The organism is Mucilaginibacter dorajii (genome assembly GCF_024808255.1).
In the GTDB taxonomy this organism is placed as follows: domain Bacteria; phylum Bacteroidota; class Bacteroidia; order Sphingobacteriales; family Sphingobacteriaceae; genus Mucilaginibacter; species Mucilaginibacter dorajii.
Genome location: NZ_JANTYS010000009.1, coordinates 106,372 through 121,625 on the forward strand (window position 1 = coordinate 106,372; position 15,254 = coordinate 121,625).

16 protein-coding genes are annotated in these 15,254 nt (G+C 44.0%); 3 read left to right on the forward strand and 13 right to left on the reverse strand.

Features of this window, described 5'->3' with window-relative positions:
- Nucleotides 1–83: 83 nt before the first annotated feature.
- The 8 genes from FHS10_RS14030 to FHS10_RS14065 all read right to left on the reverse strand — a co-directional run bounded on the left by FHS10_RS14030 (nt 84) and on the right by FHS10_RS14065 (nt 8,496).
- Entirely contained in the window at nt 84–869 is a 786-nt protein-coding gene (locus FHS10_RS14030; protein WP_259091595.1) for a tetratricopeptide repeat protein, read from the reverse strand.
- A complete protein-coding gene (locus FHS10_RS14035; protein WP_259091596.1) occupies nt 847–2,685 on the reverse strand; it encodes a BatD family protein in 1,839 nt (612 codons plus the stop codon). Before FHS10_RS14035 ends, FHS10_RS14030 begins: the two co-directional genes overlap by 23 nt.
- A gap of 18 nt (nt 2,686–2,703) precedes the next feature.
- On the reverse strand, nt 2,704–3,453 hold the full coding sequence (locus FHS10_RS14040; protein WP_259091597.1) for a tetratricopeptide repeat protein: 750 nt from the start codon (nt 3,451–3,453) through the stop codon (nt 2,704–2,706).
- Nucleotides 3,450–4,490, reverse strand: a complete 1,041-nt coding sequence (locus FHS10_RS14045) for a vWA domain-containing protein (protein WP_259091598.1) — start codon at nt 4,488–4,490, stop codon at nt 3,450–3,452. The genes FHS10_RS14040 and FHS10_RS14045 overlap by 4 nt, the downstream gene beginning before the upstream one ends.
- Nucleotides 4,491–4,493: 3 nt before the next feature.
- On the reverse strand, nt 4,494–5,498 hold the full coding sequence (locus FHS10_RS14050) for a vWA domain-containing protein (RefSeq protein ID WP_259091599.1): 1,005 nt from the start codon (nt 5,496–5,498) through the stop codon (nt 4,494–4,496).
- The gene (locus FHS10_RS14055; protein WP_259091600.1) at nt 5,495–6,451 is read right to left on the reverse strand and encodes a hypothetical protein; all 957 of its coding nucleotides are present in this window, start codon (nt 6,449–6,451) and stop codon (nt 5,495–5,497) included. The genes FHS10_RS14050 and FHS10_RS14055 overlap by 4 nt, the downstream gene beginning before the upstream one ends.
- Nucleotides 6,448–7,329, reverse strand: coding sequence for a DUF58 domain-containing protein (locus FHS10_RS14060; RefSeq protein WP_259091601.1), 882 nt, complete (start codon nt 7,327–7,329; stop codon nt 6,448–6,450). Before FHS10_RS14060 ends, FHS10_RS14055 begins: the two co-directional genes overlap by 4 nt.
- A 111-nt stretch (nt 7,330–7,440) precedes the next feature.
- Entirely contained in the window at nt 7,441–8,496 is a 1,056-nt protein-coding gene (locus FHS10_RS14065; RefSeq protein ID WP_259091602.1) for an AAA family ATPase, read from the reverse strand.
- Nucleotides 8,497–8,800: 304 nt separating this feature from the next.
- Between FHS10_RS14065 and FHS10_RS14070 the strand changes: the two genes are divergently transcribed.
- Nucleotides 8,801–9,847, forward strand: coding sequence for a hypothetical protein (locus tag FHS10_RS14070; RefSeq protein WP_259091603.1), 1,047 nt, complete (start codon nt 8,801–8,803; stop codon nt 9,845–9,847).
- A gap of 106 nt (nt 9,848–9,953) precedes the next feature.
- Here FHS10_RS14070 and FHS10_RS14075 read toward each other — a convergent pair whose 3' ends face one another.
- From FHS10_RS14075 to ku, 3 genes are all read right to left on the reverse strand, one after another.
- The gene (locus FHS10_RS14075) at nt 9,954–10,109 is read right to left on the reverse strand and encodes a lmo0937 family membrane protein (protein ID WP_259091604.1); all 156 of its coding nucleotides are present in this window, start codon (nt 10,107–10,109) and stop codon (nt 9,954–9,956) included.
- Nucleotides 10,110–10,263: 154 nt separating this feature from the next.
- The gene (locus FHS10_RS14080) at nt 10,264–10,809 is read right to left on the reverse strand and encodes a YciE/YciF ferroxidase family protein (protein WP_259091605.1); all 546 of its coding nucleotides are present in this window, start codon (nt 10,807–10,809) and stop codon (nt 10,264–10,266) included.
- A gap of 229 nt (nt 10,810–11,038) precedes the next feature.
- Nucleotides 11,039–11,803 (reverse strand): non-homologous end joining protein Ku, encoded by a 765-nt coding sequence (gene ku, locus FHS10_RS14085; protein WP_259091606.1) that lies wholly within the window; start codon nt 11,801–11,803, stop codon nt 11,039–11,041.
- Between the two features lie 206 nt (nt 11,804–12,009).
- Between ku and FHS10_RS14090 the strand changes: the two genes are divergently transcribed.
- Nucleotides 12,010–12,702, forward strand: a complete 693-nt coding sequence (locus tag FHS10_RS14090; RefSeq protein ID WP_259091607.1) for an SIMPL domain-containing protein — start codon at nt 12,010–12,012, stop codon at nt 12,700–12,702.
- A gap of 181 nt (nt 12,703–12,883) precedes the next feature.
- The gene (gene ypfJ / locus FHS10_RS14095; protein WP_259091608.1) at nt 12,884–13,744 is read left to right on the forward strand and encodes a KPN_02809 family neutral zinc metallopeptidase; all 861 of its coding nucleotides are present in this window, start codon (nt 12,884–12,886) and stop codon (nt 13,742–13,744) included.
- Nucleotides 13,745–13,878: 134 nt separating this feature from the next.
- Here ypfJ and rplS read toward each other — a convergent pair whose 3' ends face one another.
- Both rplS and trmD read right to left on the reverse strand, forming a co-directional pair.
- Nucleotides 13,879–14,226: a 50S ribosomal protein L19 gene (gene rplS, locus FHS10_RS14100; RefSeq protein WP_259091609.1), complete on the reverse strand. Its 348-nt coding sequence runs from the start codon at nt 14,224–14,226 to the stop codon at nt 13,879–13,881.
- Between the two features lie 287 nt (nt 14,227–14,513).
- Entirely contained in the window at nt 14,514–15,191 is a 678-nt protein-coding gene (gene trmD / locus FHS10_RS14105; RefSeq protein ID WP_259091610.1) for a tRNA (guanosine(37)-N1)-methyltransferase TrmD, read from the reverse strand.
- Nucleotides 15,192–15,254: the final 63 nt, after the last annotated feature.

A 15,254-nucleotide genomic window follows, 5' to 3' on the forward strand; every position in this document is an offset into this window, starting at 1 on the left:
GAAGCAATCGCGAACTATGCATGCCCGCCCTGTATAGCATGAGATTGCTTCGTTCCTCGCAATGACATGGTATAGATTACCTTCTATATCTCCTTCGCATCCCCAACCGTAACCCATCCTTCACTCCCATTCACTAAGCGAATCCTGATCCAGGTGCCGGTGTTGTCAAGGATCTCTACTTTGGTACCTTCATGTAATACAAAAGCATTTTTGCCTGTGGCCGAAGGCGCGTTTTTAGCGGTTACCGTACTGCTGAATATGATTGCGTCATGATGCGAGTCGAAATAATGGGTTTGCCGCCCTGCTAAAAATGTAGCACAAACCCCTATGATCAAAGCCGCTATGGCCGAGAAGAAAGCTGTCTTTTTTATGCCGACAGAATTGCTAAATCGATACAGGATCAACAATCCAAAACCTGCCAGTATCAGCAATACTCCACCAATTGCCCAGGTATCTGCAGGCAAAGCCAGGATAAAGCCATGCCACCATTTGGTAATAAAAAACTCCTGCGGCGCTTCTATCTTATCGGCGGTTTTAGTGTTGGCCAACCTGATGTTGGCATTGATATCTTCATCGCCGGGCGATAACTTGTGGGCCTTTTCGTAATATAACAGCGCGGGGGCAATGTCGCCGGTTTTGTAGTAGGCATTCCCTAAGTTATAATACAGGGCGATGGATAAGTTACCATCGTCAACCAGTTTCTGATAGGTTACCTGGGCATCTTTGTATTTCCCTTTCTGGTACTGATCGTTGCCTTTTTTAAACAACGCGTTGGTGCCATCATTACTAAAAGCAAGTAATGGCGATGCAATGAGCAGCAATATATAGATCCAACGCTTTAGCATGTTATATTTTATCTTCAATGTCATTGATCATGTTTTTTGCCTTATCAAACATTTGCTGTTCTGATACACCCGATACCGGCGCGTAGCGGGCCATATCGCACAGGTCCAGGGTTTCCAGCAGTTCGTTGATCAGTGGTTCGTCAAGAGTACGGACTTTTAGTTCCGACGCTATTTTTTCACGGTTCAAATCTGCCGCTGCAATGTTCAGCTTATCGCTTAAATAGCCATACAAGCCTTTAAACACATCCTCGTAAAACGCGGTCCTGTTGTTGGCCTGTAACTGTTTTTTAGCGCTGGCCAGGTGTTTGGCGGCAATTTTACCCGCCTTTCGGCTTTTCACCTTCACAACATCGCTGTTACTGGCTTCATACCATTTACCGTAAACCCAGGCTCCGGCAAACAACAGCGGACCTAAAGCCAACAGTAAATAATAAGTAGGCGAGCCGTAAAAGCCGTCGCCGTTTTTGGTGAGGCTATCTGCCTCATCGCCGGTTTTAATGTAGCGGATGTCTTTATTAAGCAGTTTTACGTCCTGTTTATCGGCGGCACCTAACGATACTACGTTATTTTCGGTAGCGCTTTTATCAACCTTAATGTCAAAGCCCTTGGTTTGGGTGCTTACATATCTGCCTGCCGACAGATCGTAATAAGCAAACTTAACCGGATCGATGGTAAAGTTGCCACCGTGCCTTGGGATCAGCAGGTAGGTATAAGTACGGGTACCGGTTTCGCCGCTTTCGGCATCGGCAATGGTGTCGGTTACTTTTGGATCGTATTTTTCAAAATCGGCCGGGAACTCAGGGGCTACAGGCTTCAGCAGTTTCAGGTTTCCTTTGCCCGATACTACTATCTTATAATTGATAGGCTCGTTTGATTTTACATGTGTTTTATCAAGCGTCGAGCTGATCTGGAATTTACCAACCGCACCACCAAAACTGGCAGGCTTACCCGCCTCTGGCAATGGTTTTACGTGGATAACCACCGGCGGACTTTTAATTTTATACTTTACATCGTTATAGCTCACCCCGCCAAAAAAGCTATCAAAGGGATCTTTTGATGCTACGGTTTCGCGCACAATAAAGTCCATGATCATGGGGTCGATGGTGATGTTACCGGCGTGCTCGGGGAACAATACGTTTTGCTTGATCTCGGTTACATTAAACCGCACGCCGTTAATTACCTGTACGCGCCAGGTAGCCGTTTGGCTCATGCTTTTAATTTCCTGGCTATAAAAACCATTCAGATCAGACATTTTTTCTAATTGACTACCCGCCAGGCCAACGCGGGTATAAATGCGGTAGCTTAATGTTAACTGCTCGCCAATGTAAACGTTGGTTTTATTAACCTCGGCGCGGATATAAAGGTCTTTATTGATATTTCTTGATGTGCCCGATATAACATCGCCACCACGGGCCTGCGCTTGTAAAGCCTGCTGCTGGGCGGCTGCATTGGCTTGTGCAGTCGAGGTTCCTTTTACCACCTTGATTTTTATCGGCTGGGTTTTTAAGGTTTTACCGGCTACCGCGATAGATGCCGGGCCGATGGTAAATATGCCCGCTTTAATGGCAACCAAATCATAACTGTAAGCAATGGCTCCCGACGATACGCCGTTGATAACCGTCATACTTTGCGATACGTTGGGACCAGCCTCAACCAAAAAGCCATCAAAATTGGGTGGTACAAACTTCTCGGCACTGCTGTTTACCGTAAAAGTGATCTCAAAGCGCTCGGTAGTACCCACCTCGCTTTTATCAACCGATGCCGTGAATTTTACCTGGGCAACAGCCAACAGAGCGGTACCTAAAAACAGAAATAGCAATATATAAAACTTCAACTTCATGTGTTATCAATATAAGGCTTACCAGTCTTTGGCGATCTTTCTTCTCTCGCCTTTTACCTTTTTGTTTTTTAGCTTGTCCTGTGTCGCTTTTTCATCATTGTTCAGCGCGTCGAGCATCCGCTGGGCATCATCTTTTGATACGCTGTTGGGTTGCGGCTGCTGTTGTTGCTGATCTTTATTATCCCCGTTTTTGTTATCCGGGTTCTTTTTATCCTGGTCTTTTTTGTCCTTGTCGTCTTTCTTATCCTTGTTGTCTTTATTCTTATCGCCCTTATTTTTGTCGTCTTTGTTTTTATCCTTGTCTTTATTTTTGTCCTTATTCTTCTTCTTGTCGTCCTTTTGTTTTTGAAGCAGCTTTTGGGCGTAGGCTAAGTTATAACGGGTTTGCTCGTCTTTAGGATTTTTCAATAACGATTTTTTGTAGGCGGCAATACTTTCTTCCAGCTTCCTGTTTGTTAAAAATGAGTTCCCTATATTATGGAAGGCATTGGCCTGAATTTGTTTATCTTTTGATGTGGCCGCTATTTTAGCAAACTGCGCGTTGGCCTCATCATATTTTTTTTGTTTGTACAACGCATCGCCAAGGTTAAAGTTACCCTGAACGGTTTTAGCAGCCTTGCCTACCGATGCACGGTAATTGGCTTCGGCCTCTTTATAGTTTTTTGCCTGGTAAGCCTCATTACCCTTTTTGATATACTTTTTTTCCTGCTGGGCAAAAAGGAATGAAGCCTGCAGTACTAATAATGCGATGATGATTAATTGCTTCATGACTTTTTTACCTCAAATAACTTTATAGCACTCAAGCGCATATTTTTGCGGCCCGATATAAAAAACTCAACAAGCAGCAGCACGAAAGCGATACCCAGGAAAAACTGGAAACGATCTTCAAAATCTTTGAATGATTTGGTGTCTAAAGTTTTGCGCTGCATTTTATTGATCTGATCCATCACTATCCCCAACCCGCTGTTGGCATTGTTGGCCCTTACATAAACGCCGCCACCTGCCGATGATATATCCTTACACATATCCTCGCTTAATTTACTGATCACCTGCTGGCCGGTACTATCGGTATGGAAACCAACCTGCCTGCCATTTTCAATAACCGGGATCGGCGCGCCGGCTTCTGAGCCTACACCCACCACGTGTACCGATACATCCCTGCTCCTGGCATTTTTGGCGGCATCAACGGCGTTATCCTCGTGGTTTTCGCCATCGGTGATGATAATCATGGCTTTGCCTGTACCGTTCTTAAAATCGAACGATTGCATGCCCAGGTCTATAGCGGCACCAATAGCGGTACCTTGTGTAGGTACCATATCGGTACTAATGGTATTTAAAAATAATTTAGCGGCCGAATAATCGGTAGTGATAGGCAGCTGCACATAGGCTTCGCCGGCAAATACAACAATACCAATACGGTCGCTATGCAGTCTATCAATCAACTGGGCAATGGCGCGCTTGGCGTTTTCCAGCCTGCTTGGTGCCAGATCCTGTGCCAGCATACTGTTTGATACATCCAGCAGGATCATCAGATCGGCACCCTGGCGCTTTATATCTTCGGTTTTTGAACCAATCTGCGGATCGGCAATGCCGATGATGAGCATAGCGCAAGCCAGGGCGAAAAAAGAAAATTTCCACCATGGCCGGGTTGTTGAAACCTGCGGCATCATCAGTTTAACCACCTCCTTATCGCCCAGCGACGCGATGGCTTTGCGTTTCCAATAGCTCACTGCCCAAAAAGCGATGAAGAATACCGGGATGATCAACAGCGCCCATAAAAACTGTGTATGTGCAAAACGTAGCATCTGTTATGTTAAAGCCCCTTTAAACAGGGTGTTTCTTAATAAAAATTCAAGTGATAATAAAGCCAGCGCTAAAATGGCCCAGGGCATAAACATTTCTGTTTTACGGCGATATTGGGTAACATCAATTTTGGCTTTTTCTAACTTATCAATTTGCGTATAAATATTTTTAAGGGTTTCGTTATTGGTTGCCCTAAAATATTGGCCGCCGGTAATGCTGGCAATTTTTGATAGCGTGCCTTCATCAATATCTACCGGCATACGCTGGTATTGTACGCCCATAGGTGTTTGTACCGGGTATGGTGCAAAGCCTTTTGTACCCAAGCCTACGGTATAAACCCTTACACCAAACTGTTTGGCAATTTCTGCAGCGGTTAGCGGCGGTATAGAACCTGCATTGTTTGAACCATCCGTTAATAATATCACCACCTTACTTTTTACCGGGCTACCCTTTAGGCGATTAACCGCCGTAGCAAGGCCCATGCCTATAGCGGTGCCATCGGTGATCATACCATTGCGGATATCGGCAAACAGGTTGATGAGCACGCTGTGGTCAATGGTAAGCGGGCATTGGGTAAAGCTTTCGCCGCTGAAGATCACCAGGCCAATACGGTCATCCGGGCGGCCTTTAATAAAATCAATAGCGATGTTTTTACCCGCTTCCAGGCGGTTAGGCTTAAAATCTTCGGCCAGCATACTGCCCGAAATATCTGATGCGATAATAATATCGATGCCCTCGGTGGTGCTATCCTGCCAGCTTAATGACGATTGCGGCCTGGCCAAGGCTACCACCAAAGCAGCAACAGCCAACGAACGCATTACAATAGCGAAATGCCTGAATTTGGGCAGCATGCTTTTTTTTGCTACCGCGAACCCTCTTATAGTAGGTACATTTAAATTACCCTGTAATTGTTGTTGTTTCCAGATGTACCAGCCAACCATCAACGGGATGCTGAGGAACAGCCAGAAAAACGCGGGATGTGCAAATTCTATTCCTTTAAACCAGCTCATTTTATCCCCTCTTCTTTATCTGCCTGCGGTATAAAGGCCGGTTTGGTATTATTTACAAAGCCGATAGCCTTATCCATACTTTGCTCGTTTTCAAAAGGCAGCGGTTTCTCTTTGGCAAACTTCACCAAATCGGCTAATACCAATACCTGCCTTAAAGTATTCTTGTTATCTTCAGTAATTTGCAGCGAGCGTAAACTATCAAAGATCTCATCGGTGGTTTGCTCATGTGCTTTGATGGCATAGCGTTTCTCCAGGTACTCGCGCATTACCTCGCTCAGTTCAATATGGTAGGTTTTAACTTCCTGTTGGTATAATTTCTTGTCGCGCAGTTCGGCCAGTTTTTGCAGCGCTATGATGTGCGGCGGCAGTATTGGTACCGGTGGCTCAACAATAACCACCTTTTTAGGGCGTGTTTTTAGGTAGTAAATAAGGCCTGCAATAATTAACAGCACCAGCAAAATACCTACAACCCATTGCCAGTTATCGCGCAGCCAATCCCAAAAAGTATATTCAATGGCAAGCGGCTGTTTAATATCATAAAAAGCCTTGGTTGTATCAACCTTAAGCGTAGTAACCTGCAAGGTTACCGATGGCGAATTAACCACACCGCTGCCGGTTTTAAAGGCGTATGATGGTATTACATACTGCCCGCTATCAAAGCCGGTTACTGTGTAGGCTTTATGTATGGTTTCGAGGGTGGCATCGCTTTTATCGGCTATGGTATCGGTTTTTACACCAACAACCACAATCTTTCCGGCAATGGAATCGGGCACCACCGGAAACTCTGCTTTATCTTTTTTATTGAGTTTGATACTCAGGTGCAGCAAGGTTTGTTCGCCCAGGCGGATGGATGTTCTATCCAGCTTTGCGCCAGCCTGCGGGGCCTGGGCAAAAGCGGTATAAAAAGTACCTGTAAGCAGCAATACCAGGAAATATTTTAAATGCTTGATCATCTCCGGCCTTCCCGTTTTTTAAATAATGTCATTAATGGTTTTACGTATGATTCATGCGTACCAATGCTGGTAAAATCAACACCCGATCTTTTAAAAGTATCGGCAAGTTTAGCGTTCCGCTCACGGGCTACCACGCCAAAAGCCTGGCGTACTTTTTCGTCGGCCGTGTTTACCCACATCAGTTCGCCGGTTTCCTCGTCCCTTACCGGGATGAGGCCCAGGTTAGGGAAAACTTCCTCGTGCTTATCATACAGCCTCAAGGCTATAATATCGTGCTTTTTGTTGGCTATCTTCAACTCATCATCAAAAGCCGGACTGATAAAATCTGACAGGATGAAGGCCGTGCAACGCTTTTTGATAACGCTGGTAAAATACTTAAGCGCTATGCCCACGTTAGTGCCTTTGTTATCGGGCTTAAAATCTATCAGCTCGCGAATGATCATCAGGATATGGCTGCGGCCTTTTTTTGGCGGGATAAACTTCTCTATCTTATCGCTAAAAAATATCACCCCTACCTTATCATTGTTTTGGATGGCCGAAAAGGCCAGCACCGCGCAAAGTTCGGCAGCTACATCCTGCTTTTGCTGGCTTTGGGTACCAAAGTTTTCAGACCCGCTCACATCCATCAGCAGCATTACGGTAAGCTCGCGCTCCTCTTCAAACACTTTTACGTAGGGGTGGTTAAAACGTGCGGTAACGTTCCAGTCAATGGTGCGGATCTCGTCGCCAATCTGGTACTCGCGTACCTCGCTAAAGGCCATACCCCGCCCCTTGAAAGCCGAATGATATTCGCCCGAGAATAAGTGGTTACTTAAGCCACGGGTTTTTATCTCAATCTTCCTAACCTTTTTTAACAGATCCTTGGTATCCTTTGCCATATGAGCCTCACCTAAATCCTCTCCAAAGGAGAGGACTTTTGATAATCTTTTTTAGAATTTTATGCGCTTTCCTTTTGCCTCCCTCTCCTTTGGAGAGGGCCGGGGTGAGGCTTACGGTACCTCTACCGCGTTTAATATGCCCGTAATAATGTGTTCTGTGGTTATGTTTTCTGCTTCAGCTTCGTAGCTTAAGCCAATACGGTGGCGTAACACGTCGTGGCAAATAGCGCGAACATCTTCGGGGATCACATAACCACGGCGTTTGATGAAGGCATAAGCCTTGGCAGCCAGGGCCAGGTTAATGCTTGCCCTGGGCGATGCGCCGTAGGTCATCAGATTTTTATAGTGCGCGAGTTTATACTGATCGGGGAAACGGGTTGCAAAAACAATATCGATAATGTATTGCTCAATCTTTTCATCCATATAAACCTCGCGTACAACTTTACGGGCACGGATGATCTCCTCGGGCTTAACAATAGGCGATGGTTTTGGCATGCCGCCCGGTAATATGTTGGAGCGGATGATCCTTTTCTCTTCTTCCTTTTCGGGATAAGTAATTACCACTTTAAGCATAAAACGGTCCATCTGTGCTTCAGGCAGCGGATAAGTACCCTCCTGCTCAATAGGGTTTTGGGTTGCCAGTACCAGGAACGGATTTGGCAGCGGGAAGGTATTATCGCCAATGGTTACCTGGCGCTCCTGCATGGCCTCTAACAGCGCGCTCTGCACTTTGGCAGGAGCACGGTTAATCTCATCGGCAAGGATGAAGTTAGAGAACAACGGACCTTTACGAACAATAAACTCTTCCTTTTTTTGATTATAGATCATGGTACCCAGCAAATCGGCCGGCAACAGATCGGGGGTGAACTGGATACGGCTGTAATCAACCTGGATAGCTTTTGAAAGCGTGTTGATGGCCAGCGTTTTTGCCAAACCCGGTACGCCTTCCAAAAGGATGTGCCCATCGGCCAGTAAACCGATCAGCAAACGTTCAACCATATATTTTTGACCGATGATCACTTTATCCATCTCCATTTTAAGCAGATCGATAAAAGCGCTTTCGCGTTGTATCATTTCATTAAGCGCCCTGATATCGGTTGAATACGATGTACTGCCGGTAACAGCACCTGCAGAAACGTTTTCGTTATTACTTTTAAATTCGTCCATGAAGCTTTTTTATTTCGAGTAGCAAACTTAAACACACAAACTTTTTTCTGCTAAAAAAATTCCACGTTTAATTGTTAAAATTTGTTAAATGTTTACGTGTTAGCTGTAAATATAGGATTATTTAGGCGCGGGGAGCGGGTTGCGGGGCTCGGGTGCGTAATTCCCTAACAATCAGAAGAGGTGCGGGTAGGTAATTTCCTGGCAATCAAAAGAGGTGCGGGGAGCGATGGGGTTGAAGTCTTAACGTTTCCTTCATCTTCAAAATAAAACGTATGTTTAGTTTTACGTTGATAACACTGTTTGTATGTTTAAAAGATCTTTTTTATTGTCGGTGACTGTACTATGCTTTTCAACACTGGCGCATAGTCAAAGTAAATACAAAACCATTCCCCTCCCCGGGGCAATTGCAGGTGTGGCCGAAGAATATTCGGGCATGTGTACCTACGGTAACCGTATATACCTGGTGCCCCAGTACGGCGATCATAAAACACCGGTAAAAAAAGACAACCTAAAGGGCGAGTTTTTAATTTACAGCCTGCTTACCGATAGCATTGGTCAGGTTGTAGATGGCAAAGACACAGCACTATCTACCTACAAGGCGCTTAAAGTGATCAACCTTGACAAACTGCCCGATGATGTTGCTGAGGGATATGAGGGTTTTGAAGCGATCAGCATTGTAAATAATACAGTATATCTATCTATAGAAACTGATGATAAGCTGGAAAACTGCTACCTGCTTAAAGCCAAACTGGATTTGCCAAACAACCATATAGTGGTAGATGCAGATCATATTCTGAAGCTTAAACGCCCGGAACTTATTTATAATGCAGGCTTTGAGTCCGTTACATGGTTACCTAAGGAGAAAAAACTATTGGCTTATTACGAATATAACGGCGAGCCAAATGGCGGACAAGGCTATTTGATAGACACTTCATTTAGTAAAGCGCCGGAGGCCATTAAAACACCTCAATTATATTTCAGAATTACAGATATTACCGCCACTAACAAAGACGAGGTATACGGCATTAATTATTTCTGGAACGGCGATTATAAATATTACCTGGGCAACGATAAACTTCACAACCAGGAGAACAACATCAAAACCATTATTCCCGATCTGCGGGATAGCCTCAATAAAGATTCGGCTTACTTAAAATCGACTAAAACTACCTATGCCCGTATTGTAAAGCTCAAAAACCACAAGGGTGCTGATTGGCAGGAAGTAACAACCTTCCCCGGTAATAGAAACAACTGGGAAGGTTTAACCCTGTTCCGTAAGGGCGCGCTGGTTGTTACTGATGCCAACGGAAGCAAGAAGCAGAACACCGTACTGGCTTATGTGGAATTTTAAGAGCCTCACCTAAATCCTCTCCAAAGAAGAGGACTTTAAAAACAGGGCCAAAAAGCTGCTAATAAAAAGCCCTCTCCAAAGGAGAGGGTTGGGTGAGGCTCTCCTTTTATATAGCGGTCGGTCTTCTGATAACACCCAACAATACGGCTATAATGGCAATCACTAACAATACGTGAATTAAGCTACCTACAGTGGTAAAAAATACACCTATAGCCCAGCCGATTACAAGAATAACGGCAATAATATACAATAATGAGTTCATGACAGTGTGATTTTAGTTAATAATTTCATAGATAACTGTATAATCGCCGATACCTGTAAAATGTTTTAAAAAGTTAATGCTGTTCATATCTAAACACCAAACGCCATTGCACTTCATGTACAATGGCGTTTGGTGAATATCAACAGATAACGTATTAAGCCTTTTCAGATTTTGACTGTTGGTTAATTCCGGCTTCTGCTATTTGGGTAAGCAGGCCATCGCAGGTTTTTTCTTCCTGTAAGGTTGAGTCCAATAACTCGGCGGCTTCACTATAGCCTAAAACCATTGCCAATGTTTTAAGCGTACCATAGGAAGCAATTTCATAATGCTCAATTTTTTGCGCAGCCGAAATAATACCTGCATCGCGGGTAAGGCTACCCTTTTCAGTTTCGGCAACAATTTCGTCACCTTCTTTTAATAAGCCCGCCATCGCTTCGCATTTTACAGCAACCGCTTTTTCGCCGATGGATGCAAATGCATCTTCAAGCCGGGTAATCTGGTTTTCTGTTTCACCCAGGTGGTTTTCAATAGCCGACCGCAGCTTATCTGATGTTGCCGCTTTAGCCATTTTAGGCAAAGCCTTAGCAAGGTGTTTTTCGGCCCAATAAATGTCTTTCAATTCATCTAAAAATAGTTCATTCAATGCCGATTCCTGAACATCTTCTGTTAGTTCGGGAGCTTTTGTTTTGGTAGTTGCCATGGTAAATGTTTTTTAAGTTTTGTGATTACTTCATGGCAAAGGCAGTGCCAAAATATCCTATTTTTAAATAATATTAATTACTACGATAGTTTATGCATATAATTATTCCCTTTGTAAAAAACAATGTGTATCAATAAAACTATAGGTTGTATTAAAAAAAGGAGGAAGTTCATTTCCATTAACACTTCTTCCTTTAGGGTTTAGAGCCTGTTATTTAGAATTTATCCCTCTACGCTTTCTTTTTCAAACTATTCATTAGTTGGTCATACAAATCATCGCTGCCTGTTTTATGGGGCTTTAGTTTTTTAACAGTAGCGCGTTTTCCTTTTGCTTTGGCTTTGATGATCCTGAGTAACTCATCGTTGTACTCATCCTTAAACTTAGATACATCAAAATCTTCTGCGTATTGATTAATGAGAGCAAGACCCACATTAAGTTCCTTTTTGCTTACTGCTACATCATCGGCCACGTTCAAATCTTCGGTACCCCGAATTTCCTGTCCAAAGCGGATGCGGGTTATTACCAGTACGTGCTCAACTGGGTGCACAATGCACAGGCTTTCGGTACTGCGTAAAACAAAACGGGCCAGGCCGGCTTTTTTGGATTGTACCAGCGCTTTCAGCAGCAAAGCATAGGCCTTGTTATTTTTAGTATCCGGCTCGGTATAATAGGATGTTTCATAAAACATGGGGTTTACATCGCCAATATCCACAAAGCTTTCAATTTCAATTACCTTGCTTTTTTCCGGCGCGGCATCTTCAAAATCCTGGTCTTCTACAATTACGTAGTCCTCGTTGAGCTTGTAGCCTTTTACGATCTTATCATACGGAACCTCTTTATGCGTTTTCTCGTTCACCCGCTGGTAGCGGATACGCGAATGATCGCGACTATCCAGCATATCCAAATCTAACGACGACGTTTGCACAGCCGAATACAATTTTACCGGGATGCTTACCAACCCAAAGCCAATGGAGCCTTTCCAGATAGATCTCATAATTAATCTTTTTAATGCCGATATTGCTTTATGTAAACAAAACCCAGCCCAATGCTACAACTATCAAAAAAGTAAACGGTTTTTATATTGTTGATTTACAGGGATGATTGTACAAACACAAAACAAAGTCGGCTTTGCCTGTTACATATTAAACCATACACACGTTACCATAGTCATACACATAAATACACGTACAAATTACTATTATGAAAAAGCTACTTATCCTGTCTGCACTTATTACATTTACTTATTCGGCCTTTGCACAGGCTGTCGACCTACGTCGTAAAATAGAAGTTACCGGCATTGCCGAGCAGGAGGTTACTCCTGATATTATCAATGTATCCATTTCCCTGCAGGAATATATGGATGGCAAAAAACACATCCAGATAGATGACCTGGAAAACCAACTGGAAAAAGCGGTTAAAGACGCCGGCATCCCAATGACCGATTTTACCGTGAACAATGTATCGGCCTGGAACAATACTTATCAAAAGAAAAAAGCACCAGATTTTTTAGCCAGCAAACAATATGGCCTGCGGGTTAAAGATTTAAACAAGTTTAACCAGATCATGTCTAAAATTGATCCCAAAGGCATCCAGAGCACCAATATTGACAGCTACGACTATTCAAAGATGGACGCCCTGAAAAATGAGCTGAAATTAAAAGCCCTGATCAGCGCCCGCGATAAAGCATCGTTTTTATTAGCCGGCCTGGGCAACAAATTAGGCGATGTGCTTAACATTACGGAAAGTGATAACAGCAGTTTCCCGCAGCCCCGCGTGTACAACACCATGATGTTTAAATCAAATGTTGCAGCAGCCCCGGCAGCCGATTCTGACATCGACTTTAAAAAGATAAAACTGAGCTTTAATATTCAAGCGGTGTTTGAGATAAAGTAGAGTCCCAAGCCAAGCCGCCCAGCCCCCCTAAAGGGCGAGCTTTTGATTTGCATATTATTATACAAAGGCGTTTACCTGGTGGTGAACGCCTTTTATTTTTTTACTCCCCCTTTAGGGGGGCGGGGAGCCAAACATTTCTCTTCCATTTCCTGTTACGTTTTAAATCTTAATCATACACACTATGCAATGGTTTGGCAGAGGCGAAAGCGATAATGTAGAAGACGAACGCGGCAGCGGAGGCGGCGGCAGGGGACTTTTTTTAGGTGGCGGCATATTGGGGCTTATAGGAGCCGCCATTTATATTTTTACGGGTATCAACCCTTCGCAATTACTTAACCAGGTAAGCAGCGGCAACCCGCAAACCCAGCAACAGGCACAGGACCCTAATGCGCCCGAAGATAACGGCAAAAAATTTGTACGCGTGGTACTTAAAGATACCGAAGATATCTGGGGCAAGCTTTTCAGGGATATGGGCAAAACCTACCAGGACCCGCACCTGGTTTTGTTTACCGATGGTGTGGAATCGGCTTGTGGCAGCGCGAGTTCGGCAACGGGACCATTTTATTGCCCGGGCGACAGAAAAGTTTATATCGATCTTTCTTTTTATGATGAGCTTAAAAACCGCTTTGGTGCCGCCGGCGATTTTGCCAATGCCTATGTAATAGCGCATGAGGTTGGCCACCACGTGCAAAACCTATTGGGCATAAGCGCCAAAATGGACCAGGCCCGCAGCCGCATGAGCCGGAAGGCCTACAACAAATTATCTGTAAAGCTGGAATTACAGGCCGATTTTTACGCCGGTGTATGGGCCCATTATGAGCAAAGTTTAAAAAAGGTGATTGACGAAAAAGACATCAAAGACGCGTTAAATGCAGCCAATGCCATTGGCGACGACCGCCTGCAGCAGGAAACGCAGGGACGTGTGGAACCCGATAGCTTTACCCACGGCACAAGCGCGCAACGCGTGTACTGGTTTAAAAAAGGCTATGAAACCGGCGATATTAACCAGGGAGATACTTTTGGCAACGCCGACTTAAATTAACTTACAAAGCAACCCAACACAGGTTAAAACCTCAAATTGAATTTTCAAGATAAAAAAGGCCTTTCCCGGTGAAAACCAGAAAAGGCCTTTTTAAATTCTTTGTATGTCTCTTTAAAAAGTAAGAGGGCAGGTAATTAAACTCTTTTTGATTTGATACGAGCTGCTTTACCGGTAAGGGCACGCAGATAGTACAATTTAGAGCGACGCACTTTACCAATGCTGTTCACTTCAATTTTATCAATGTTTGGAGAGTTTATAGGGAAGATACGCTCAACACCTATACCATTAGAAACTTTACGAACGGTAAAAGTTTCAGAGTTACCAGTACTGTTGCGTTGAATAACAACACCTTGGTAAAGCTGAACACGTTCTTTGTTTCCCTCTCTGATTTTATAATGCACACTTACAGTATCACCGGCCTTGAAGGAAGGAAACTGTCTTTTTTCTATTGATTGCTCTTCAACAAATTTTACTAAATCCATGATTTTTAGCTCTTAAAGCGATTTTTAGCCCGTAAAAATCGGATTGCAATTATAGGGCTTTTTTTTGATAATAAAAAGTCTATTTTAAAAATTTCCACATTTTGTATTTTGTTAACAATGTGGTTGGTTGATTGAGTTTATTAAGTTGATTAAGAGAGTGGTTCAAAATGCCAAAAAACAGAAGAACAAGAATTGATCTGCCCTGATTAACTAAGCCAACCTAATCCAACCCAATCAACTTATTCTAACCTAATCCAACTCAATCAACTTGTCCTAACTTAATCAACCTATTCCCCCAACAAATCCGGCCTTCTTTGCCTCGTGCGCTCTAAGGCCTGCTCAAAGCGCCATTTTTCAATTTCGGGGGTATTGCCGCTTAACAGGATATCGGGCACCTTGTAGCCATTCCAATCGGCCGGGCGGGTGTATACAGGGGCGTCCAGCATATCGTCCTGGAAAGAGTCGCTCAGGGCCGATGTTTCATCACTCAGCACGCCCGGGATTAAGCGCACCACCGCGTCAACCAAAACGGCTGCAGGCAGCTCACCGCCGGATAGTACATAATCGCCTATCGAAATCTCGCGGGTAACATAAATATCCCGGATTCGTTGATCGATGCCTTTATAATGCCCGCACAAAATAATAATGTTGTCCTTTATGGATAATTGATTGGCAATGGCCTGGTTAAGGCGCTCACCATCGGGCGACATAAAGATTATCTCATCGTATTCTCTTTCGGCTTTTAGCTTTTCGATACAGGCCGCGAATGGAGGGATAGTCATTACCATACCGCTGCCGCCGCCGTACGGATAATCATCAACACTTTTTTGCTTTTGGGTTGAGTAATCGCGCAGGTTATGCACATGAATTTCGGCTATGCCCTTTTTTTGGGCGCGCTGTAAAATAGAATGTGCAAAAGGGCTTTCCAACAACCCCGGCAAAACAGATATGATATCAAAACGCATGTGCAAATATGCAGATTTTAGATTTCAGTTGGGCCAATTTCAGTTGGGCAACAGAGGAAGTAA